The sequence below is a fragment of the Nocardia exalbida NBRC 100660 genome (assembly GCF_000308575.1).
Classification (GTDB): Bacteria; Actinomycetota; Actinomycetes; order Mycobacteriales; family Mycobacteriaceae; genus Nocardia; species Nocardia exalbida.
Genome location: NZ_BAFZ01000149.1, coordinates 1 through 1271, shown reverse-complemented (window position 1 = coordinate 1271; position 1271 = coordinate 1). Strand labels below are relative to the sequence as shown.

1 protein-coding gene is annotated in these 1271 nt (G+C 65.6%); it reads right to left on the bottom strand.

The features are described 5' to 3' along the window. Positions 1-1186, bottom strand: a 1186-nt coding sequence (locus ON29_RS29850; protein WP_169332616.1) for an IS256 family transposase, incomplete at its 3' end; no start/stop codon positions are given. Positions 1187-1271 lie beyond the last annotated feature (85 nt).

Below are 1271 nucleotides of genomic sequence, written 5' to 3'. Positions count from 1 at the left end.
CGTTGGGTCGGTTCTTGCGGCGGTCGCGGATGACCAGGTAGAGCACTTTCAACGCGGCTTGGTCGGTCGGGAAGTGCCCGCGGCGGCGCACCGCTTGCCGGAAACGGGCATTGAGCGATTCGATCATGTTGGTCGTGTAGACGACCCGCCGGATCTCCGGCGGGAACTGCAGAAACGTGATGAAGTGCTCCCAGGAACCGCGCCAGGTCTTGACGATCATCGGATACCGGTCGCCCCATTCGGCGGCGAACTCGGCGAACCGCGCCTCGGCCGCATCGACCGTCGGGGCGGTATAGACCTGACGCAGCTGCTTGCTGATCGGACCCCAGTGCTGTTTACCAGCGTATTTGAGGCTGGCCCGCACGAGGTGGACCACACACAGCTGCACGTCGGCTTTCGGCCAGATCTCGGCGATGGACTCCGGCAAGCCCTTCAACCCGTCGCAACAGACGATGCACACATCCTCGACACCCCGGTTACGCAGCTCGGCCAGCACCGCCATCCAATGCTTGGCGCCTTCACCACCGTCGCCGACCCAGAGCCCGAGCACGTCGCGGGCACCGTCGAGGCCGATACCGACGGCGACGTAGACCGGGCGCGAGGCGACCTGACCATCGCGGATCTTGATCCAGATACAGTCGATCATCACGACCGCGTACACGCGATCGAGCGGGCGGGACTGCCATTCGGCCAGCTCGCCGGCCACGGCGTCGGTGATCTTCGAGATCGTCTCCCGCGAGATATCGGCGCGATAGATCTCGCCCAGATGCGCACGAATCTCCCCGGTCGTCAGTCCCTTGGCATACAGGCTGACCACCGCTTCGTCGAACCCGGCCACACGGCGCGCGTGCTTGGGCACGATCCGCGGCTCGAACTGCCCGGCGCGGTCCCGTGGCACGTCCACGGTGACCTGCCCGATATCGGTATGCACCCTCTTGCGGCTGGTGCCGTTGCGATGATTGCCGCCCTCGGTCTCGGCCGCCGCCACACGATCGCCCTTGGCGTATCCGAGGTGCTCGGTCATCTCCGCTTCCAGGGCGGCCTCGATGACCCGGCGAGTCACCGCCGTCAGCAAACCATCGGCCCCGGTCAGCGACAGCCCCTCGCTGCGGGCCTGCTCCACCAACTCCTGCGCGATCCGAACATCCAGCCCGCCACCAGCAGTCCGAGTTACGTTGTCGTTCAAGGTGATCCTTCCTCGCCGAAGCAGCGGCAGGCTACTTCAGCACCTGTTCGGAATCACCCCCACCCCCAAAGTTCCTGACAGTCCC